Source organism: Lawsonibacter sp. JLR.KK007 (assembly GCF_036941135.1).
Lineage (GTDB): Bacteria > Bacillota > Clostridia > Oscillospirales > Oscillospiraceae > Lawsonibacter.
In genome coordinates this window covers 714,276-734,897 of sequence record NZ_JAYWSY010000001.1, presented here as the reverse complement: position 1 = coordinate 734,897, position 20,622 = coordinate 714,276, and the positions used below count along the sequence as shown (strand labels likewise).

Here is a 20,622-nt window from a genome sequence, read left to right as displayed (position 1 = left end):
CTATCCCAACAAGCAAAATCCCCGTCCTGCACCGTAGCGCAAGGCGGGGATTTTACGGAAGTGGGTACCCGCTTCCTATGCTTGCTGCGTAAGTTCTCTGTCCCTCGAAACCGTAGCCCGGTAGTTGACGTACTTCCCGCCAGTGTCGGCTAAAAGCACCAGCCCGTCGTAGGTTTTACCCGTTTTCGGGGAGTACAGCTTTTTCACTTTCGCCTTGCCGTCTTTCAGCAGCGCGGCGGCGATTTTCGGGGTAAAGGCGGTTTTGCGTTCCTCGAAAAAGCGGTCATTTTTCCACATGGTAAAAGCGCAATCCCGGTTCCCGCAATAGTAGTTCTTCCTGCCCTCGTAGACGCTGCCGCCGCAGCGGGGGCATTTGCCGATAACGGGCTTGTCCTCCTTGAAACGCGCCTTATCCGCGTCGGAGATATTCGGGTGGGCCTGCACCAGCTCCCGCGCCATAGCTTCAATGCCGCGCATGAAGCCGTCCGCGTCGGCCTTGCCCTTTGCGATCTGCGTCAGGGTGTTTTCCCATTCAGCGGTAAGCTGGGGAGAGGTCAGCACGTCGGGGAGAACAGCCACAAGGCCGTTGCCGTCCCCTGTGGGGATAAGCTGCTTGCCCTTGCGCTCCACAAAGCCGGATTTCACCAGCTTTTCAATGACGGCGGCGCGTGTGGCGGGAGTGCCAAGCCCGCGCCGTTCCGCATCCGGGTCAGTGTCCTCGTTCCCGGCCCGTTCCATAGCGGATAAAAGGCTTGCTTCCGTGTGCTGCTTCGGGGGCGTGGTGTCGTGGGCCGTCACCTTAACGGCGGGGCGGTCAAAGCTCTGCCCCTCGGCAAAGGGCGGCGCGTCCAGCGCAAGGGCGTTTTCCTCGCCGTCGGTATCAGGCTTCTTTTTCAGCGTCGCCCGATAGCGGCGTTCAAGCTCTTTCCAGCCCATGCAAAGCACCGTCTTTCCCTTTGCCGTAAACTCGCCGCCGGCGCATTGGAAAACCGCCGTAACCACTTCGTAGGTGTGCGGCTCGGCGGCGGCGAACAGCAGCCGCGCCCCGGCAAGGGTCAGGATATTCCTTTCGCTTTCGGGCAGCGCGGCAAGGTCGGCCTTTGCAAGCTCCATCGTGGGGATAATGGCGTGGTGGTCGGAAACCTGTCTGCTGTCAAGGATGCGGGAAACATCGGGGGAAAACTCCGCGCCCTCCATAAAGGCCAGCTTGCCGCACAGCATAGCGGCGGTGCTTGCCGCCGTTTCCCCCATGTCGTCGGTTAGATAGGTGCTGTCCGTCCTCGGATAAGTCAGCAGCTTCTTTTCATACAGGGCTTGCGCCAGGTCAAGGGTCTGCTTCGCGGTGTAGCCGAAAATGCGGTTGGCTTCCCGCTGTAAGGAAGTCAGGTCAAAGAGCTTCGGCGGGGCTGCGGTTTTCTTCTCCCGCAGAACGGAAGTACAAACGGCCCGCGACGCTTCGCAAGCCGTTTTAAGTGCTTCCGCTTCGGCGGCGTCGGGGATCTTCGCGCTTGCCGCTTCCGCGCCGGAAAGGCCAAGGCGCACATGGTAGTATTTCTCTTTCTGGAAATGGGAAATAGCCGCGTCCCGGTCAACCAGCATTTTCAGCGTCGGGGTCTGGACGCGCCCCACGTTCAAGGTCTTTCCATACAGGCAGGAGAAAAGCCGGGTGGCGTTGATACCGATAAGCCAGTCGGCCTTTGCGCGGCACAGCGCGGAAGCGTAGAGGGCTTCGTACTCGCTCCCGTCTTTCAGATTGTCAAAGCCTTGCCGGATTGCCGCCGTTTCCATTGAGGAAATCCAAAGGCGGCGCATGGGCTTCTTGCAGCCCGCCATATCGTAGACAAAGCGAAAAATCAATTCACCCTCGCGCCCAGCGTCACAGGCATTGACAACCTCGGTCACGTCGGCGCGGTGCATAAGCTCTTTAAGGGTCTTGAATTGCTTTCCCTTGTCCGGGGAAACGGTGTACTGCCATTCCTGCGGCAGAATCGGCAAGCTGTCAAGCTGCCACTTCCTGTACTGTTCCCCGTAGGCGGCGGCTTCCGCAAGCTCCACCAAATGCCCGACGCACCATGAAATGAGGTAGCCCCCGCCCTCGATATATCCGTCCTTTTTGCCGGAAACGCCAAGGGCGGCGGCAATCGCCGCCCCGACGCTGGGCTTCTCCGCAATGACTAACGCATAGCTCATTCTTCCTCGCCCTCCTGTTCCTCCGGCTCGTCCTCGTCGTACTCGTCAAAGTCGAAATCGTCAAGGTCTGTGCTGCCTTTGACGGCCTGCTTCGGCTTCATAAACTTGAAGTAGTAGAGCGCACCACCGCCGCCGATCAGGGCGACAACAAGGAACAGGACAAGCCCGCCCATGCCGCTTTTCTCTTTCGGCTGCTCGGTGGGTTCCTCCGGCTCCGCTGCCTTGCCGCTGCAAGTGGTCATGTTCGTAGCACATACGGGGCAAGCCGTATTCACCTTTCCGGCTTCGCATTTGTCGGTACAGCTACAAACGGCGGGGGCGGGCGTCGCGCTGCCGCCGTCCTCGTCGATAATAGCCAAAAGGTCGGCTTCGTCCACCTGATTCAGAAAATGGACGGTGTTATTTCCGTCGGCGGCGTTGTCAATGACGATGTAAAAATAGTTGCCGCCCTTGCTCTGCACCACGATAAACTGCTTATCCCCGGCGGCGTCGCCGCTAATGTCGTCCACAAGGGTCATGTTGCCCTCCGGGGTCAAGGGCTGCGGGTCGGGTGTTTCCACCTTTACGTTGCTGTCGTCGGTGGGGGTGTCGTCGCCCTGTGCGTAGGCGGTGACGGAAACGCTGCCAAAGCACATAACGAGGGCCAGCAGCACAAGGAAGCTGCGCACGATTTTCTTATTCCTCATTCTCTTTTTCCTCCTGTCCGTCATAGTCTGCGGGGGCGGCGGCAATGCCAGGAATACCGCCCCCGGAAAGCATAGCCGTAAGCTCCTGCGGGGTCAGGCGCATAGAGCGCACGACCTGGACGATTTGCAGATTTTCCGCTTCGGTTTTCTGCGCTTCCAGCCCTTTCAGCCTGTTTTGATACTCGGTGATCTTCTCGCGGGTCTTTTCGATCTCCTTGTCAATGCGGTCAATTTTGTTTGCCATACTGTCATTACTCCTTTCCGTAACGCTCTTTCCAAGCGTAGCTGCGCCCCAAGCCTTTCACTTTGATAAGGTGGGGCATGGCGTTTTCTTCAATGGCAATCGCCCGCTGGTACAGCGCGGGGTACTGCTCTTTCAAGGCTTCAACCTCCTGCCGCTTCATGCTGGTGCAGAAAAAGCAAGAGGATTTTCCCGGCTGCGGCAAGCCCGCCGCCCAGATTTCCCGGACGCAATCGCTCCGGCTCCACCCCCATTGTTCAATCAGGGGATAGATGTTGTGATATTTCTTATCGGCTTCGTTGTACTCGCGGGAATGTTCATACCGCTTCACTTCGCCAGCGTCATAGCCGATATAGCGGTTTACCCTTTCGCCCCGCGCCCATACCTCCCGGCATGGGGCATAGTTGTTGCAAAACTTCTCCTGCGGCCCAATCTTGTGCTTTTGGGAACACCGCTTATAGCCATAGGCGATAGAGGGCAACGTATGGGAACGCAAGCACTCCATTTCAAGGGTCAGGCGGTTGCCGTAGCGGTCTACATTCTCCACAACGGTAATCTGCGGCATACCGTGGGCGGCAAGCCACTCATTCATCGTCACAACGAATTGATAGGTGTGGGGCTGCTCCGCGCCTGTGTCCGCAAAGGTGATAAGGTCAACGGGGATATGGTGATTGTAAAGGCCAACAAGTAAGGCGGCACTATTCGTGCCGCCCCCAAAGGAAACTATATTGATTTATCGCACCTCCATTTTTGATGTTTTTTCATATCGGTATTTCATTTGCGCGGGGTACAGGTCGGCGGCTGGGCGTCGGCTTCCTGTCCAACGCTTGCCGCCAGCCAGCCCCGCGCACGTCCACCCGGCAGCGCGTAGACTTGCGCCGCTCTCGGTGTCCAGCGTGTAGGTGATGATCTTCTCGTAGCCCATAGCCCGCGCCGCCCGCCACGCTGCGGCATAGAGCATACTGCAAGCGTTTTTCGTGCCGTCCGTACAAAGGCGGTTGACTTCCAGCGTCAGGCCGTTGTCCAGATAGCGGCTGACGGGCCGCCCCACGATGGCAACGCCCACAAGCCGCCCGTCTGCGGTGCAGCCGATGGAAAACTTATGCCCGGTAACGGGCTTATGGTGGCGGTGGTGCTGGGCGACAAAGGCGTTGGCTTCCGCAAGGGAAACGGGGGTCAGGGTAAGCATTGGCTGTCCCTCCCGTCAATCCCAATTCATCAGACCGTAGCCGCGAATGACGCTGCTTCCCAGCGGATAGCTCTTGATTTTACAGGCGTCGCCGGAATTGCCCTCGACGGTGTAGACGCGCTCCCCGTCGGTGCCGATCACAATGCCTACATGGTCGGCGTCGCCGGAGTTGTCCCAGTCAAAGAAAATCGCGTCGCCGGGGGCAATGTTGGTATAGTTCCTGTCGCCCCATTGTCCATGAGAGGTAAACCACGCCATACCGCCGGACGTGCAGCCAGCAAAGCGCGGTTCGGATAAGCCCATCTGATTGTAGCACCACGAAACGAAACAGGCGCACCACTCGACACGCCCATTAAAGCCGTACCAGCTCCAATAGGGATAGCCGCCCACGTTCCCCACCTGTGACTTTGCAATGTCCACCACAGCCGTATTGCCGGGGCGCGTCCCATTGATGAAATGAACGCCGCTCAAATCCTCGGACGGGGTACTGTTCGCAGAACCGCCGCCAAAGATAAGGGGCTTGTTGCCGCTTGTTTCCAGATACACCCGGAACATATCAAGCTGCTCCGGCGTTAAAAGGCTGGGGGCCAGCGACGATATGGGCGTGTTCGTCAGGGACACATTGAGGATATAGTAGTTATAGGGTACTTGGACGGTATAGCTGTTGCCCTCGCTGTCCGTCCGGGTTTCTGTGCGGTAGCGCACTTCGACGGTGGGCGTCACAGTCAGGGTGTATTGCTTATCAAAGACGCGCTGCAATTCTGCCTGTGCGCTTGCGAGGGTATAGCTCTGCAAAAGGGCGGTCAGGTAGGAAGCCAGCTCGTGGGGATTGTGGAAAATGTCGTCAAGGTCATAGCGGTATTCGTCATAGCCCGGATAGGTGCTTTCGATGTTGTCTATCTGGCTTTGCAGCGCAGCTTCCTTTCCGGCATAACTGTTTTCCACCGCCACAAGGTCGCTGTCCTCCGACGTATAGGACGTACCCAGCACCCCGTTTATGGTGCCGGAGAAAATAGAGGAACAGGACGACAGGCCGGAGAAAATCATCACAGACAGCAGAAGCGCGGCGACGGCGATTATCACGCCTACCGGGTGCCGCGCCACAAAGGAAACGGTTTTTTTCGTTTCCTCTGCGGTCTTTTTCGCTGCCTTGCGGGTGTTCTCCGCTGCCTTTGCCGCCGCAGCCGCGCCGCCCTTTTTCATGGCCTTTGCATACTGCCGCTTGATACGCTGCTTCTGCATAAAGCGGGAAGCGGGGTTGGACGCGGCGATCTGCGGGTTATCCTGCAATGCCTTTTGGTACAGGTAGTTGACGTTGGCCTTTTCTGCCGCCCGTTCCGCTTTCGCCGCCGCCCGGTAGGGTTTGAGCTTGTGGCTGCGGTAGCCCTCCCTGACTTTCCGCGCCCCGTATTTCAAGCCCTTTTCCGCTGCTTCCTCGGATTTGTGCGCACCCTCCACGCCGGAATTGTCCTTTTCAACGGAATGTACCTTGTTGTGGACGAAAATACCCGCCTCCTGTGCGGGGCGGGAAAGAGGGCTGTGCTTGTCCTTAAAGCCGGGGGGCCTGTCGTGTTCCTCAAAGCGCAGGCGGGTCTTGCCCTTGCCTGTGGCTTCGTCAAAGGTACGCTCCCGCACCAGCTTCTTTTCTTTGGGGATAGCCGCCCTTGCAGCGTCCAGACGGTCGGCGGCTCTGTCGGATTTCTCAATATACTTGCCAAGCTCCGGCGTCGCCCGTTCTTCCTCGGTGAATTGCAGACGTGACGATCTCGCCCCCGCCGCGCCCTCCCGCTGGGCTTTCCGCACCGCCTTTTTAGACGCTTTCCGGGTCTGTGCGCCGCCGATATGCTCCATGACGCGCTCGGCGGTGGCGGCGTCCTCCTTTGCGGGGGTAACAGGCAGACGGGGCAGCGGGGCAGCGTCGGTGGCTGTGGGGTCAAGTTGCGCCGCCGCGTCCTGTGAGGCCTGCTGCTCCGGCGTTTTCTGAAAATCCGCGTCCTGCTCCCGCTGGCTGATACGCTGGGCTGTCTGCTGGGTTTCGTTGACTTCGATAGCCCCGTCGCGGGTCATTTTCTGCGTGATCTTATCGCGGGGTTTATACTGTTTTATGGTGCTTCACCTCCAATTCGCGCCCTTGCAAGGGCGCAGTATTCGCTGTTCAGCTCAATGCCGATATAATGGCGGTCAAGGGTCTTTGCCGCAAGCCCCGTCGTGCCGCTGCCGAAAAAGGGGTCAAGGACAACGCCGCCTTTGGGACAGCCTGCCAAGATACAGGTTTCCGCCAGCTTCGGCGGGAACGCGGCGAAATGCCCGCCCCTATACGGGACGGTGTTTATCAGCCACACGTCCCGCCTGTTGCGCATGGTGGGGATAAGGGCGGGGTCGTAGTAGCCGCCGCTCCTTGCCTTGTTCAAGCCCTGCACCTTGCCCTGTCCCGGTACCTCTGCGGCATATTTGCTGCTTGCGCTGCGGCTGGATTTGTACCTTGCCGCCGTTTTGGGGGCGGTCGGCTCCGCAACTGCGGCGGCGTCATAGTAATACTGCTTTGACTTCGTAAGCAGAAAGACGTGTTCATAGCAGCGGGTGGGGCGGTCTTTCACGCTCTCCGGCATGGGGTTTTCTTTCTGCCAGATAATATCGCTGCGCAGATACCAGCCGTCAGCGCGTAAGGAGAACGCCAGAAGCCAAGGAATCCCGATCATGTCCTTGTGCTTGCAGCCTGCCGCTGTCCGGGCAAGGGAAAAGCCCTGTCCGTTGCGGCCTTTGGGATATTTGGGGTCGGTGTAGCCGCCTTTGCTGCCTGTGCCGCAGTAGGTGTCCGAGATATTCAGCCAGAAAGTGCCGTCAGGACGCAGGACGCGCTTTAGCTCATGGAAAACCGCCGTCAGCCGTTCTATGTACTGCTCCGGCGTGTCCTCCCGCCCGATCTGCGCGTCAAGCCCATAGTCCCGCAGGGCGTAGTAGGGCGGCGACGTTACCGCGCAATGGACGCTTTCGGCGGGAAGCTCCCGCAGGGCGCACAGCGCGTCCCGGTTGATGATGGTGTCCGCTGTCATGCGCCGCTCACTTCCTCCGGCTTCGTCGTCATTACCCGGTACAGCTCCGTATCTTTCGGGAAGCGGTCTACAAAGGGGAGAATGACGTTGCCGTAGAACAAAAGCCCCTCGCCCGCTTCGGTGTGGGTAACGTACTTCATCTGCTGGGGGGAGATATTGAGCTGCTTTGCAAGGATAGCCCTGTCGCCCGCCGCCTGATTGAGCATGAGGACAAAATCGCTGTTCTCAAAGATATTTTCCACTTCCCGGCTGCTCAAAAGGTCTTTCACGTTCTGCGTAATGGCGGTGGGAATCCCGCCCCATTTGCGAAAACGCTTCCAGATTTCAACACTGTAAGCGGCGGTCTGTTCCTCTTTCAGCAGCAAATGAAACTCGTCCATGTAGTAGCGGGTGGACTTCTGTTCGGCGCGGTTGACGGTGACGCGGTTCCATACCTGGTCTTGGACAATGAGCATACCCAGCTTTTTAAGCTGTTTGCCTAACTGTTTAATATCAAAGCAGACAAGGCGGTTGGAAAGCTCCACGTTGGTACGGTGGTTAAAGACGTTCAAGCTCCCGGAAACATACAGCTCCAACGCCGCCGCGATACGCGCCGCTTCCGGCTCCGGCTGCTTCAAAAGCTCGTCGTACAGGTCGCCCAGAATCGGCATTTTCTCCGGGTCGGGGTCTGCAAGGAACGGGCGGTAGACGTTGCGCACAGCCCGGTCAATGACGGTCTTTTCCACAGGCTGCAAGCCCTCCTTGCCGCCTACCACCAGCTCACACAGGGAAAGAATGAAGTCGGATTTCAGCGCAAGGGGGTTGTCGTCCTCGCTGTAATTGAGGTTTATATCCATCGGGTTCACATACTGGCTGCTGGTGGGGGAAATGCGCACCACCTGTCCGTGAAGCCGCTGCACAAGGGGGTAATACTCCGCTTCGGGGTCGCAGATGATTATGTCGTCGTCTGTAATTAGGAAAGCGTTTGCCATTTCCCGCTTTGCCGCAAAGGATTTGCCGCTTCCGGGGGTTCCGAGGATTAACCCGTTGGGGTTTTTAAGTTGCTTGCGGTCACACAAAATCATGTTGTTAGACAGGGCGTTTAGCCCGTAGTACAGGCTTGCCCCTGTCTGGAACAGCTCTTGCGTGATAAAGGGGATAAAGATAGCGGTGCTGCTGGTGGTAAGTCCTCTTTGAATGGGGATAAGGTTCTCCCCAAGGGGGATAGAGGACACAAGCCCCGCTTCCTGCATATAGTCAAGGCGGGTCAGCGCACAGTTGTATTTCTGCGCGATACCCGCCGCCGCGAACACGTCATTGTTCAGCTTCCGCTTTGTGTCCGCCATATTCACCACAAGGAACGTGAGCAAAAACATTCTTTCATTCCTGCTCTGTAAATCCTGCAAGAGATTTTTCGCTTCGCTGCCGAACGTGGCAAGGTCGGACGGAATAATGTCCATGTCGTAGCCGCTTCGGACAGCTTTTTTCTGTTCCTCAATCTTCATTTTGTCAAGGTCGGTGATCTTGCGCTTGATGGTCTTGATGGCTTCGATCTGGTCGATACTGCGGATATGCAGATTGACGATCACACCCGTTTCAAGGTCGAGAATGTCCGCAAGCATACGGTCATTCAGTTCCGGCGCAAGGATTTCAAGGAAGCTCACCGCCCCCAGCTTGCGCCCCATGCGGAAATAGCGTCCCTCGCCAAAGCGGAACGAGGACGGGGCGATAAAGTCCTTTGTGGAAAGCCCGGACGGGGCCAGCCAATCCCACGAGAAGCGGAACGGTTCGCCCTCCGGGTGGAAAACGCCGTGTAGGGTCTGCAAGCGTTCATAGCCTGTCTGCGGGCGGGCGGTCACGCCCAGCACCTTAAAATTGTTCAGCACATCGGTTTCAATACGGGAAAGCCGCGCCTTTGCCGCCGCAAGGTTATCCGTTTCAATGGAGAACGTGATATACTTCTGCTTCACAAGGCCGTTGTTGCCCTTTTCAAGCTGATTTTTCAGCATATCGGCGTACTCGCTGCGGATAGAATTGAAAGCGTCGGCCTGCGGGGGAATGTCGATAGTCTGCTGCGCCTTTTCCTGCTGCGCCCCCTGATTGATGAAAGAGAGCTGTACCGATACGGAAGCGTCAAAGTAGTTGAGGAAATCGCACCAGTTTTCAAAAATGGCGGTCTTGTCGTCGGCCTGCGCAAGCTGGTAGTTTATATCCTCAAACGCGATACTCTTTGAATACCGCTTGTCCGAAACATGGCAGATACCGTCCGGGTACATCTGGATATAGGGGATAGTCTGCTGGGCGGTATGGGGCTTGCCGTCGCCCTTTGCCCTCTGGATAACGGCTGCAATCTCTTTCTTCTCTGCGCGGGTCAGCTTCCTTTTAGCCCCTGCGGGGGCGGCTGCTGTGTTTTGTGCCTTTGGCAATCGCTGATACCTCCTTTTCAAGTTTCCGCTGCTTTTCCAAGACAGCGTACAGGTTTTCGGTCTGATAGGGCCGCTCCTTTGGACGGATAAACTTTGTTTCCGCAATGTTTCGGATTACCGTTTCAAGGGGCTGCCCGTGTTTTTCGTACATGGCAAAGAGGAAACAGGGGAGCATGACGGCGCACATCAACGCCGCCGCAACGGTCGTCCCGGTGCTTCCTTTGAGCAAAAAGAAAAGCGGCAATCCCATAGCGAGGGCTGCCGCAAAGCAAACGATCTGCCGCTTCGTCAGGCTGAGTGCGACTTTCGTTTTTACTTTCGTCAGGTCTTTGGGTACGGGTACATACGCCAAGCGATAACCTCCTTTCCCGCCCTAATGGGCACTAAAGATGGATTTTGCCAACGCGCCGGACTTGAACAGGGAGAAGCAGAGGATAACGGTGTAGGCTGCAAGGGAGAAAATCGCGCTGTGCAAATTGTCCGCTATTATCATGCTGTTTACCAAAACCGCGTAAACGCCGACGCATATCATAATCAGGAAGCCCTGAAATCCGAGGGCGATAAGGGATTTGAGGTAGTTGTTTCCAATCTGCCCCCACTCCCGGTTTGTCATTGTTGCGAATGGAATAGGCGCAACCGAGCAATACAGGTATATTTCTATCATTCTGCCGTACAGGATAACCGTTATCAGCACCGACATGATTTTCATGCACAGGCTGACAAGGCTTGTTTCCATGACAAGCAATAAGAGTTCGGGGATTTCCATAGCGTCAAGCCCGGCCTGCATGGACGATAGGGCGGCGTCCACGTCTATATTTGTGTTGCCGCCAATCACGCCCGCCGCGCCGGAAACGACGTGCTGCGCCATATCGAACACAGCCATAGTAATATCAAAGGTGTGGGTGACGAGATACACCGCCACCCACGCCTTGAAAATCCACTTGAAGAACATGAACGTATCAATGTCGTGCATATTGTTCTTTTCCGTTACCATGCTGATTAGCTCGTAGCACAGGACATAGGTAATGACAAGCCCCGCAATGGGGACTATGACACTCTCCGATAGCGTCCGTATCATGGAGAATATGCCAGCGTTCCACCCTTGCGGGGTCTGCCCTACCTCTGCGGCGATTGTGCCGACTTTTTCGTTTACGTCCCCGAACATAGTTGACAGATTACCGTTGATGGCTCCTATCAGGATTTCCTTTATCCATTCGTTAATCGCGTCAAGTATGCTCTGCATAGGTTCTTACCCTGCCGCTTAACCGAACAGGCCGGACAGCAGGGGTACGAGGGTGCCACCGATCAGGGCGACACCGCCGCCCGCCATGAGCTGCTTCATGCCCTGGCTTTTGGCACCGGGATTGTCGTTGCCGTAGCCCTCAAGCAGATTGATAACGCCCCAAATGCCGAGGCCCGCGCCCAGCGCGATAACAAGGGTCTGAAGAACACCAACCGCAGAATTGAAAAATGCCATAGAAAACTCCTTTCCTGCCGCGATTCGCGGCTGCCCCACAAAGGGGGCAAAGGGCGGTCTTGCCGCCAAAAAAGCCGCCATTGCTTCCGGCGGCTGCGTGGGTATGGAAAACCGCGCCCGGTGGGGGCACGTATCATGTAGCCGATGTTTACGTTTCTGATTGTGTTACCACCTCCTCAAAATCTGCCGGATATGGGAAAGGCGCAGACGGATTTAACCGCGCTGCGCCTGCTGTTGTTCATAGAGCCTTTCGCAAGCGGCGATAAACCGCCGCATTTCAGCCTGCCGCTGGGCTTCCGTCAGGGGGAGAATCAGCGGCATACCAAGCGGATTGTCCTTGTCCAGCTCAACACGCACTCCGTACTTTGCGGAAAGCTCCTTGCAGCGTTTTTCACGCTCCGAAACCATTTCCTGATAGCAGAGGACAAGCCCGTTGACCGTCCTTGCCATTTCCCGGTTTTGCTGCTTCTTACTGATACGCTTATTCATGGCCTGTGTCCTCCTGTAATTCGTCGGCGTCGATCTCGTAGTAGTCAAACACTTCATCGGGCTTGACGATGGCGGGGCGTCGTCTTAGGTGCTTCTCCATGTCAAAGGCGTTTTTCGGGTCAGCGTCGGACAGGTGCCTATACTGCGGGTGCTTCGTTATATCAAACTTATCCGAGAAGAACGGGCGCACCCCGCGCACCTGTAAAATGCACTTGCCGCCGTCCATGACAGCGATTTCGTCCTGTGTCATAAGCTCTTTCCCCAGCTTTTGATAGTTCAGCCCGTGGGACAGCTCCCGTCCCCGCGTTTCGGACGTGTTGAAGCTGTCAATCGTTTCCTTGCCGAGTATTTCCGAGATTTCCTTTAGCGTGGATTTCTCCTTGCCACCCAAGAAAAGGGTGGTGTCGCAGTTACCGACTATGGTATCGGCGTTGTCCTTGTAAATGGCCTTTAGCTGCGACTGGCTTTGCAGGATAATCGACGCGGAGATTTCCCGGCTTCGGATAGTGGCAATGAGCTTTTCAAACTTCGGAATCTGCCCGATGTTCGCAAACTCGTCAAGCAAGCAGCGCACATGAACGGGAAGCCGTCCGCCGTACACATCATCGGCCTTGTCGCACAGGAGATTGAAAAGCTGTGTGTAGAGGATAGATACGACAAAGTTAAAAGTGTCGTCCGTGTCGCTGATAATGACGAAAAGGGCGGTTTTCCTATCCCCCAGCGTGTCCAGCTCCATTTCGTCGCTCTCCATCAGCTCGCGTAGCTCCCGAATGTCAAAGGGGGCCAGCCGCGCACCGCAGGAAATGAGGATAGAGCTTCGGGTCTTGCCAGCGGAAAGCAGAAACTTCTTGTACTGCCGGACGGCAAAATGCTCCGGGTCTTTTTCTTCCAGCCGTTCAAACATCAGGTCAACGGGGCTTTGAAACTCCGGGTCGTCCTCGCGGGCTTCGCTGGCGTTAATCATTTCAAGCAGCGTGGTAAAGTTCTTTTCGTCCTCCGGGGCTTCGTAGTGGATATAGCCAATCAGGGCGCAGTAAAAAAGCCGCTCTGACTTCACCCAAAAATCCTCGGTAGATTTCTCGCCGTCGCCTTTGGTGTTGGCGATTATGGTATTTACCAGCTTCAAAATATCTTTTTCACTCCGCAGATACGCAAAGGGATTGTACTTCATAGATTTTTTGAAGTTAATCGTATTCAGTACCTTGATACGGTACGGCTCATAAACGGGCTTCCCGTTCCGCATAATGGGTTTTCCGTCTTTTCCCAGCTTCGGCGCACCACGGGCAAGCAGCTTTCCACATTCGATTAAGACTGTGCCTTTCGGGTCTGTGACAACATAGCTGCTGTGCATTTGCATAAGCGACGGCTTGACGAAAAAGCGGGTCTTGCCGCTGCCGCTCCCGCCGATCACAAGGATATTTTTATTCCTCGCGTACTTCGGCTGCTTCGGGCGGCTGTTCATGGTGAGCCGTTCTGTCTGGGTTAAGGGGATATTGTTCTCAAATACGGAATCGACATAAGGGGCTATGTCTTTTGGCCCGCCCCAACGCGCCGAACCGTACTCCATGCCTTTCCTGTACTTCTTCGCGTTCTTGCCTTTTACATAGACGGCAAGCCGGATAAGGAGCGCACCCGCAATCCCGATTAAAAGGTCTGTCGGGTGGAAGCTGGGGGCTGCGCTGGAAAAGGCGGCGGTAAAGCCCTCGCCCATGTGCAGCAGCTTTTGGCTTGCGTCCGCACCGGGGGCAAGGCGCACCGCTTCGCCCAGCTTGTCAAAGAGGTAGACAAAGAGAAGATAGGGGGCGTTTAGGATAAGCTGCTTCTTGATTTCCGGCTTCATAGGGATTCCTCCTGCACCTTGTTTTTCACCTTTTGACGGTTGGTGTTGAGCTGCTTTGCCTTGTCCCGGAACGCTGCCAGCACCTTACGGATAGACGGCCTTTGCTCCTGTGTCAGCTTCCTTGCGGAAAACTCCTTAAAAGCGGCGGTCAGCACGTCGGCGTCCCGCCCTTTGAAAAACACAAGGTAGCGGGGCGGGGTTTCCGTGGCGTCCTTTTTCAGCGCGTAATCAATGCCGTACTTTTTCGCCGTACTCTCAAAGGCTTTGATATTGCCGTCGGTGATCTCGATATTGGAAACGCCCGCGTTCTGCTTCATAAGCTGGCGCAAGGTCTGTTTTCCGTGGGGGATTGCCTGTTTATCAACCTCTTTTTTTACTTGTGAAAGTACCTCTTTCATGGCCTTTTGCAGCATTTCGGCGGTGAGCTTCGCCCCCTTGATGGACAGGGCCACTACTTTTTCGTTGACTTCATCTTGCAAATAACCACCTCGCTTTTAGGTGGGAATGGGGCAGGATTTATCTGCCACGTTCCCCGATGTCAGTCAAAATGTTCAGATTTTTTGATGTTCTGTGCCCTGTGGGGTACAGCTCGTCAAATCCGTACCCGCAGACCGCTCAAATCCTCGGCGCGGATTCCGACAAGATACCAGTTTGCGCCGTACTCAATGCGGGTGGGCTTCCACTTGCGGCCTGTGAACACTTCCAGCGCGTCGCCGCAATGCAGCCCGCCATAGTAGTCCCCCAGCCCAAAGCGAATATCGTAGCGGTCGGTTCGCTCGTCGAAAATCAAGGCTCCCTGTTTCATGTTGTACGCTCCTTTCAGATTTGTCCCGTCGCCATATCATGGGCGACAAGGGCGGTGTAGTAGCTTCCCATTGTGCTGGGGGCATTGAACAGCACCGCCAGCAGATATTTTTTGATATTGCGGATTTTCGTAGTGTTCTCCCGCATACAGTCCATGACAAACTCAATGTGACTGCTATTGAGTTTCAGCAGCTTGGACTTTACCAGCTCGGCGGGGTAGTCGTCCCCGGCCACCCGGATAGTTTTGCGGGCCGTGCAGACGGTTTCCACCAGCAGTTCCACAATGCCGTCCAATTCCACCGGGTCAATCTTGGAGTAGCGCAGGAGATGTTCGTACTCGATATTCTCCTTAATGATCTCCCGATAAAGCTCAACCGCGCTCTGTGTTACCGCTTCCTTTCGCTTCCGTTCCGGCGGCTCTGCCGCAGCGTCCCCGTAAGGTGAGGGGTCAGGGGAAAGGATAGGAATGGAATCGGTACTTGGTAAATCCGTAATTGATTGTTCTTTTTTTGGTAAGTCAGTTCTTGATATATCTTTATTTAATTGCGTTGGATTTTCCAACGTAGGTTTATCCAATGTAGGTTTTTCCTGCGTTGGATTATCCAATGTTGGATTTTCCAACGTAGGTAAATCTGATGTAGGCGGCTGCGGCTGTTCGTAGATCACATACTCCGCGCCCCGCAAGCGGCCTTTCGCGTCACGCTCCCTTGACCGCACGATATACCCGGCGCGTTCCAACTCCCGCACCGCTTCACGGATAGCGTCGATTTTCTCCCGGTTGATAAGGGACAGGCCAGCAAGGGTATAGTCCCAATCTTCGGGGAGTGAAAGCATTTGTGACAGCAGCCCCTTTGCCTTTAGGGACAGCTCTTTATTGCGCAGATGGTGGTTTGACATGACGGTGTAGCCACGGTTGCGCTCCACGCGGAAAACTGCCATAGCTCCGATACTCCTTTGCGGTAGATTTTGTTACGCAGTAGAAGCGCGATTTTGAGGGGTAAGGTATAAACACCCTGCCCCGCCAAAACCGCGCCCGAAAAGCCGCATGGCGCAAGGCTCCTTATGCCCCTACTGCGTAACAAAGGGCATAAAAAAGCGGCGTCCCTTTTCTCCCCGCGTGGGGAGTGAAGAAACGCCGTCATGGTCGGTATATGAAATTGTCATTGTAGGGGGTTATCTGTGTGCTGCCCCGTCCGGGCGGCTGGCTCTCGCGGTGCTGCGCATATCAAGGCTCTTTCCCCAAAAGTAGTAAATCGGTAGTAAATTCGGTTGCCCATATCCGCGAAAGTGCCTGTTTTTCAAGGCTTTGCAGAGATAATCAAGGTTGTTTATATAAAACTGAACGCTCAGTTTTATATCCCCGTGTGAAACGGCGCATCAGTAATAGCCCTCGCTGGTCAGCTTGGCCAGGGGAAGGCTGGCGGACCATTCGTTCTGCGCCAGGCTGCGGCTGATGCGGCTGGCCGACTCATTGGCCTTTTGGACCACATCCGCCTCATTCTCGGTGAGCAAAACGTGGTTTTCCACCACGATCCGTCCGTTGACCATCACCAGCTCCACCTCGTGCCCCCGGGCGGAATAGACCAGGTTGGGAATCAGGTTGCGGATGGGGGCGGTGTAAATGGGGGTCAGGTGGGGATAGGACAGATCGATCAGGATGATATCCGCCAGCTTGCCCGGACGCAGAGAGCCGATCTGGTCCTCCATCATCAGAGCTCTGGCCCCCTCGATGGTGGCCATCCGGAGCGCCTTCCAGGCGGGCATCTGGGTGGCGTCCTGCGTGGTGTGCTTGGTAAACAGCGAGGCGCACTTCATCTCGCCAAACATAAAGCTGCAGTTATTGGCCTGGTCAGTGGCCAGCGCCACGGTACCTCCGTATTCGGCAAACTGCCGGGCGGGAGGCAGAGAGCCGTCCACCAGCATATTGCTGCCCATGCACAGCACCATGGCTGTGCCGGATTGGGCCACATGGCGGATCTCCTCCGGCGTGGCGCAGATCAGGTGGGCCGCGATCAGGCGGCGCCCCAGATAGCCCAGCCGGTCCAGCAGCTCGGCGGGACGGCAGCCGTTGCGCATCATACACTGCCGGTTCTCTCCGCTGCTCTGGGACAGATGGGTATTGATCCCCACTCCGTATTTGTCCGCCTGCGCCTTGATCTCCCGAAGCAGCTCCACCGTACAGTATTCCACCGTGTGCATCCCAAAGCGGCAGGTAATCCGTCCCTCATGACTCTGGTGATACTCCTCCAGCAGCCGGATGTTGCTCTTCAGCTTCCGGTCACCGACGGCGCTGTCCAGCGGGAGCAGCTCGTCGGGCGCAAGGCCGATGGTGTCCTTGGGCATCTCGTTGATCATGTCGCTGATGCAGGCGCGGGCGCCCAGATCGATATAATTCTGCACAATGGAGGACATGGGGCTGTAGAAGTCCCCAAAGGTGGTGGTGCCGGCCTTGAGGGCCTCAATGATATTCAGCCGGGACCCGATCTGATAATCCTCGTCCTGTGCCACCCCCAGCAGCGGAAGGATGCCGTGGATGCGCCAGATATCGCCGGGAATATCCTGGGCGCAGCTGCGGACGATCACGTCCCCGGTGTGGATATGGGAATCCACAAAGCCGGGCATGACGGCCTTTCCGGCGATATCGATGTACCGCTCCGCCCTGCAGTCCCGGAGCACCTCGTCCGTCCGGCCCACTGCCGCGATTTCTCTGCCCTTCACGGCCACAGCTCCGTCGTTGATCACGCCGGTACCAGGGCCCTCCATCGTAATGACAAATCCGCCGTGAAAAATAACATCAACCTTCATCTGCTGCCCTCTCTTTGATCAGATCCCGTTCTTCCGGCGGACCAGCTTGCCGTAGCCGTCCGGGACAAGGATATTCTGGCCGTCGTAGACCAGCTCTCCGCGCACCAGAGTGCTGGTAACCTTGCCGGTAAACTTCATGCCCTGGTAAACGCCCTTGCTGCTCTTCGTCTTGGAAAAGCTCTTCAGGCCGTCGTAGACCCACTCCTGATTGGGGTCGATGATTTGAAGGTCGGCGTCCGCGCCCGGCATCAGACTGCCCTTTTGGGGGTAGATTCCAAACATCCGGGCGGCATTGCCGGAGGTCAGGCTGGCCAGACGGTTCCAGCTCAGCCCCCGCTTGTGGACCCCTTCCGTAATCATCGCAGCCATGACCGCATCGTTGCAGCCAAAGCCGCAGTATTCCTTCCAGAAGTCGCCCTCCTGTCCCTTTTCCTCGTCGGTAAAGGGGCCGTGGTCGGTGCCCAGCACATCGATCGTGCCGTCGGCCACATAGGCCCACAGGGCGTCCACGTTCTCCCGGCTGCGGAAGGGCGGCGTACATTTCGCAAACGCCTTCTTCTCCCGCAGAATGTCGTGGTCAAACAGGAGATAGTGGGGGCAGGTCTCCACATAAATCCTGGCCCCCTTGGACTTCAGGTCCTTCAGGTACTCGGCGCCCTGCGTGATGGTCATGTGGCAGACCATCAGCTTGGCGTCCAGCACCTTGGCGAACAGGGTCGCCCGCTGGATGGCCTCGTACTCCACCCACCAGGGGCGGGCATCGTCGAAGCGCGCCTCGTCCGTACAGCCCTCAGCGGAAAAACGCTTGCAGCCCATGTCCGCCACCTCGGCATTCTCCGCGTGGACCGCGATCAGACCGCCGAACTCCTTCGTCCGTTTCAGTCCCTCCACCAGGTATCCGTCGGTGATCTGGGGGTATTCCTTGGTGGCAAAGCACATAAAGCCCTTATAGCCAATGCAGCCGGCCTCATTCATCTCCTCCAGCTTGTCGATGTTCAGAGGGGTGACGCCGCCCCAGAGGGCAAAATCCACCACAGAGCTGTTCTCCACCACCTGAAGCTTCTCAGCCACGCGGTCCTTGTTCAGCACCGCAATACTGGGCAGCGGCATATCAGCGATGGTCGTGATGCCGCCAGCCGCGGCGGACCTGGAGGCACAGTGCCAGTCCTCCCGGTAATTGTAGGGGCCTGGATCGGTCACGTGGGAGTGGGTATCAATCATACCGGGCAGGACCATTTTTCCTGCGGCGTCGATCACGGTACAGTCTCCGTCCGCTTGGGCGTCTAAGGTGATCCCGGTAATGATCCCATGTTCGATGACCAGGTCGGCCTGCATCGTCTGCTCCTCAAGAACCAGGTTTCCATGTTTGATAATTGTTTTGCTCACCGTTGTCCTCCTCCTTTTTCTACCCCACCGCGCTGCGAGGGGTCACCATTCCTCGTAAAGCCCGGCAGCTCTGCGTCAGCTGAAAGCGGTCTGCCCCGTCCATCTGCGCCTCGACGGACAATTCTCCCTGATAGCCGGCGTCCAGCAGCATTTCAAGGTAGGGCCGGTACCGGATGACGGTCTCCCCATCGGGCAGCCTGCGCCCATCCTGCGCGTGGGCAATATGGACGATCCCGACCCGGTCCATCGCCGGCAGGGCGTCCGCCGGGGGTTCCTTCATCATCCAGGCGTGGAAAATGTCGTATACAACGCCCACCGGCTCCTCACAGTGCTCAATCAGGGCCAGCACCTCCGGAGTGCGGTTCAGCAGATTGGTCATCTGCCTGCATATGGGTTCCAGAAGGATCGTGATCCCCCAGGGACGGCACAGCCGGGCGGTCAAATCCAAGCTCCTCCGAAGCTGATTCCAGGCGGCGTTCTTGGGGTAACCCGCCGGAACATCCCGGGACAGGGGGGCGCCCACCCCAATCCGGTCAACGCCCAGCAGCGCCGCACGGGGCGCCAGCTGCCGGATATAGTGTTCCAGCTGTTCCGGGTCATGATTCGGTCCGCACAGCTTCAGCTCCGGCGGGCAGAAATCGTTCAGAGCCCGGCACTCCAGCGCCCAGGACGCAAGCTGACCCTCCAGCTGCTTTAACTGATCCGGCGGCGTACCGGCAACCTCCTGGGCCGAGAGCGCCACCCGGTCAAAGCCGGCTTCCGCAACCATCTGACATTGACGGATCGGGGCACAGCAACTTATGTACATCGGATTTTGCGCCTCCTAATTTCGTCCTGTTCCTCATTGGATACTGGATTGTACACAATTTTGTTTTCCGTTCAATTATACCAAAGGTATAGAAAAAGTCAATTCCTTTTTTTGTTTTTGTGCAAATCCACGGTCCGGCTCGTTTTCAAAATGAAGCTTGATCGCTTTTTTCACTTATTTTGTTGAAAAACCATACAACTTTTTAAAATATTTTACGTTATCTGGTTTTGTTATTTTCTACAAGGCAAAATAAAAAACGGAATGATTTACATTCCGTTTAAAAAAATTGTTGTTTTCCATAAAAAAAGCCCGTTTTGTTTGTCTGTTCTGCCGGTTATTTCTCCCTTGCATTTTTGTTCAATAAATTGTATATTAAATTGTGTGCAATTATGATTTTAATTTCAGGCCACCGCCGCCGGCCGCGCCTGATGGGGCAGCAGTCGTCTGTGTGGCCCTGATTTTGAAGATCGGTTCACATTATGTCTGGCCTCCCTGGCGATAGGTATTTGTAATATGCGCCATAGCCAGGTTGAACTGCGGATTATACCGGGGGTCCGCCAGTACCTTTTTAAAGGTCTGCTCGCTGCGGTCCAGATGGACCGTCAGGCTCTGTACACTGGCCTCGCGGTCGTTGTCCATCAGCGCCTGATAGATGGACTCATGCTCCCTCTTGGCCTCATCCATACGGTCCGGAAGGACAACGCTCAGCCACCTGGCCCGATAGATCTGCAGCCGCATCTGGTTGGAGATATGGATCAGACGGCTGTTGTTCGCCATCGCCATAATCTCGCCGTGGAACAGGTCATCGTAGTGATAGTTCTGGATAGCGTCTGTTGTGCCCTGCAGCTCCTTGAAGATCCCAGCCAGCCTGCTCTTCTGCTCTGGAGTCCCGCCGCCGTTGTCCAGCAGGATGTTGACCGCCGCCACCTCCACCGCTTTGCGGACCTGGCAGATCTCCACAATATCGGTCAGCGTCATAGGCGACACCTGGGCTCCCATGCCTGTGGAGTCGATCAGCCCATCGTTTGTCAGCATGAAGATCGCTTCCCGGACTGGGGAACGGCTCATATTCAGCTCCTGGGCCAGCGCGTTGTCCGAAATTGCCGCCCCGGGAGGCAGCTCATAGCTGAGGATCTTGGATTTGATATAGGAATAAGCTTGCTTCGCCTGGGGCCCCTTTCTTCTTGCCATGTACATTCTCCTCCTATAACATGCCGCTCTTCTTTGCGCTGTTTATAGTATTCAATAG

Annotated in this window: 20 protein-coding genes; all 20 read right to left on the bottom strand. The window is 56.4% G+C overall.

Features of this window, described 5'->3' with window-relative positions; translation table 11 throughout:
• Window positions 1-75: 75 nt before the first annotated feature.
• The 20 genes from VV088_RS04210 to VV088_RS04115 all read right to left on the bottom strand — a co-directional run bounded on the left by VV088_RS04210 (window position 76) and on the right by VV088_RS04115 (window position 20,564).
• Complete coding sequence (locus VV088_RS04210) at window positions 76-2,190, bottom strand: DNA topoisomerase 3 (RefSeq protein ID WP_334599535.1); 2,115 nt, start codon at window positions 2,188-2,190, stop codon at window positions 76-78.
• On the bottom strand, window positions 2,187-2,876 hold the full coding sequence (locus tag VV088_RS04205) for a DUF4366 domain-containing protein (protein WP_334599534.1): 690 nt from the start codon (window positions 2,874-2,876) through the stop codon (window positions 2,187-2,189). Before VV088_RS04205 ends, VV088_RS04210 begins: the two co-directional genes overlap by 4 nt.
• The gene (locus VV088_RS04200) at window positions 2,866-3,120 is read right to left on the bottom strand and encodes a DUF4315 family protein (RefSeq protein WP_334599533.1); all 255 of its coding nucleotides are present in this window, start codon (window positions 3,118-3,120) and stop codon (window positions 2,866-2,868) included. Before VV088_RS04200 ends, VV088_RS04205 begins: the two co-directional genes overlap by 11 nt.
• 7 nt (window positions 3,121-3,127) lie before the next feature.
• Window positions 3,128-3,844: a phosphoadenosine phosphosulfate reductase gene (locus VV088_RS04195; RefSeq protein WP_442913132.1), complete on the bottom strand. Its 717-nt coding sequence runs from the start codon at window positions 3,842-3,844 to the stop codon at window positions 3,128-3,130.
• 6 nt (window positions 3,845-3,850) lie between these two features.
• Window positions 3,851-4,306 (bottom strand): XF1762 family protein, encoded by a 456-nt coding sequence (locus VV088_RS04190; RefSeq protein ID WP_334599532.1) that lies wholly within the window; start codon window positions 4,304-4,306, stop codon window positions 3,851-3,853.
• A gap of 15 nt (window positions 4,307-4,321) precedes the next feature.
• Complete coding sequence (locus tag VV088_RS04185) at window positions 4,322-6,373, bottom strand: C40 family peptidase (RefSeq protein ID WP_334599531.1); 2,052 nt, start codon at window positions 6,371-6,373, stop codon at window positions 4,322-4,324.
• Between the two features lie 35 nt (window positions 6,374-6,408).
• Window positions 6,409-7,359 (bottom strand): DNA-methyltransferase, encoded by a 951-nt coding sequence (locus tag VV088_RS04180; RefSeq protein ID WP_334599530.1) that lies wholly within the window; start codon window positions 7,357-7,359, stop codon window positions 6,409-6,411.
• Entirely contained in the window at window positions 7,356-9,764 is a 2,409-nt protein-coding gene (locus VV088_RS04175; protein WP_442913106.1) for a VirB4-like conjugal transfer ATPase, CD1110 family, read from the bottom strand. Before VV088_RS04175 ends, VV088_RS04180 begins: the two co-directional genes overlap by 4 nt.
• Complete coding sequence (locus VV088_RS04170; protein ID WP_334599529.1) at window positions 9,721-10,116, bottom strand: PrgI family protein; 396 nt, start codon at window positions 10,114-10,116, stop codon at window positions 9,721-9,723. The genes VV088_RS04175 and VV088_RS04170 overlap by 44 nt, the downstream gene beginning before the upstream one ends.
• Before the next feature lie 21 nt (window positions 10,117-10,137).
• A complete protein-coding gene (locus tag VV088_RS04165) occupies window positions 10,138-11,007 on the bottom strand; it encodes a VirB6/TrbL-like conjugal transfer protein, CD1112 family (protein WP_160234885.1) in 870 nt (289 codons plus the stop codon).
• 18 nt (window positions 11,008-11,025) lie between these two features.
• Window positions 11,026-11,241, bottom strand: coding sequence for a Maff2 family mobile element protein (locus tag VV088_RS04160; RefSeq protein ID WP_005928550.1), 216 nt, complete (start codon window positions 11,239-11,241; stop codon window positions 11,026-11,028).
• 213 nt (window positions 11,242-11,454) lie between these two features.
• Entirely contained in the window at window positions 11,455-11,730 is a 276-nt protein-coding gene (locus VV088_RS04155) for a hypothetical protein (RefSeq protein WP_160234883.1), read from the bottom strand.
• On the bottom strand, window positions 11,723-13,570 hold the full coding sequence (locus tag VV088_RS04150; RefSeq protein ID WP_334599528.1) for a VirD4-like conjugal transfer protein, CD1115 family: 1,848 nt from the start codon (window positions 13,568-13,570) through the stop codon (window positions 11,723-11,725). Before VV088_RS04150 ends, VV088_RS04155 begins: the two co-directional genes overlap by 8 nt.
• Window positions 13,567-14,049, bottom strand: coding sequence for a PcfB family protein (locus VV088_RS04145; protein WP_066537568.1), 483 nt, complete (start codon window positions 14,047-14,049; stop codon window positions 13,567-13,569). Before VV088_RS04145 ends, VV088_RS04150 begins: the two co-directional genes overlap by 4 nt.
• A gap of 113 nt (window positions 14,050-14,162) precedes the next feature.
• The gene (locus VV088_RS04140; protein ID WP_160238785.1) at window positions 14,163-14,375 is read right to left on the bottom strand and encodes a DUF5348 domain-containing protein; all 213 of its coding nucleotides are present in this window, start codon (window positions 14,373-14,375) and stop codon (window positions 14,163-14,165) included.
• Between the two features lie 14 nt (window positions 14,376-14,389).
• Window positions 14,390-15,313, bottom strand: a complete 924-nt coding sequence (locus VV088_RS04135; protein WP_334599527.1) for a DUF6017 domain-containing protein — start codon at window positions 15,311-15,313, stop codon at window positions 14,390-14,392.
• A 438-nt stretch (window positions 15,314-15,751) separates the two neighbouring features.
• The gene (locus VV088_RS04130; RefSeq protein ID WP_334599526.1) at window positions 15,752-17,179 is read right to left on the bottom strand and encodes an amidohydrolase family protein; all 1,428 of its coding nucleotides are present in this window, start codon (window positions 17,177-17,179) and stop codon (window positions 15,752-15,754) included.
• A gap of 18 nt (window positions 17,180-17,197) precedes the next feature.
• The gene (allB, locus tag VV088_RS04125; RefSeq protein ID WP_334599525.1) at window positions 17,198-18,565 is read right to left on the bottom strand and encodes an allantoinase AllB; all 1,368 of its coding nucleotides are present in this window, start codon (window positions 18,563-18,565) and stop codon (window positions 17,198-17,200) included.
• Window positions 18,566-18,584: 19 nt separating this feature from the next.
• On the bottom strand, window positions 18,585-19,373 hold the full coding sequence (locus VV088_RS04120) for a sugar phosphate isomerase/epimerase family protein (RefSeq protein ID WP_334599524.1): 789 nt from the start codon (window positions 19,371-19,373) through the stop codon (window positions 18,585-18,587).
• Between the two features lie 477 nt (window positions 19,374-19,850).
• Window positions 19,851-20,564: a GntR family transcriptional regulator gene (locus VV088_RS04115; protein WP_334599523.1), complete on the bottom strand. Its 714-nt coding sequence runs from the start codon at window positions 20,562-20,564 to the stop codon at window positions 19,851-19,853.
• Between the last annotated feature and the right edge of the window lie 58 nt (window positions 20,565-20,622).